Annotated in this window: 1 pseudogene; it reads left to right on the top strand. The window is 41.5% G+C overall.

Annotated elements, in window-relative coordinates:
• Window positions 1-221 precede the first annotated feature (221 nt).
• A pseudogene (locus GO009_RS17725) lies at window positions 222-375 on the top strand (uracil-DNA glycosylase family protein); the annotation flags it as partial.
• Between the last annotated feature and the right edge of the window lie 78 nt (window positions 376-453).

Below are 453 nucleotides of genomic sequence, written 5' to 3'. Positions count from 1 at the left end.
CCACCTATCGAGGTACAGCCAATAGGGGAACGGTTAAAAGGAGTACTGCACCAGGTCAAGTCAAAAAAATGACGGGAGCAAAAAATGCCAAAGCTTATGCCCCCGGACAGCAAAAGAAAAAAGGCAATAATGAATAAGTGCCTTGTATATAAGTATAAGAAGAGGCTGTGTAAAAAGCTTACTGCCTGTCAGTTCGAGCGCTCCCGATAACTATCGAGATGAGAACAGTTAAGACCTTCTCATTAACCGCCCCTTCGGGAGCCACCAACCGAGCGGGTGGGAGTTAGCAGGCTTATAAAGAATTAAAAAAACAAAAATCCTGATTTCAATACCCTTGATTTCAGGGTGATGCAGTATCGGGAGTTTTTCCAATGAGACCAAATACCAATTCAAATTGAGTATTGGTCAAATGAAAAGGGGTATAGGTCAATTTTAATGAAATTTCTACGTTGT

The organism is Allomuricauda sp. TY007, assembly GCF_010468565.1.
In the GTDB taxonomy this organism is placed as follows: Bacteria; Bacteroidota; Bacteroidia; order Flavobacteriales; family Flavobacteriaceae; genus Flagellimonas.
The sequence above is the reverse complement of the archived record's forward strand: the minus strand, read 5'-3'. Positions and strand labels throughout refer to the sequence as shown.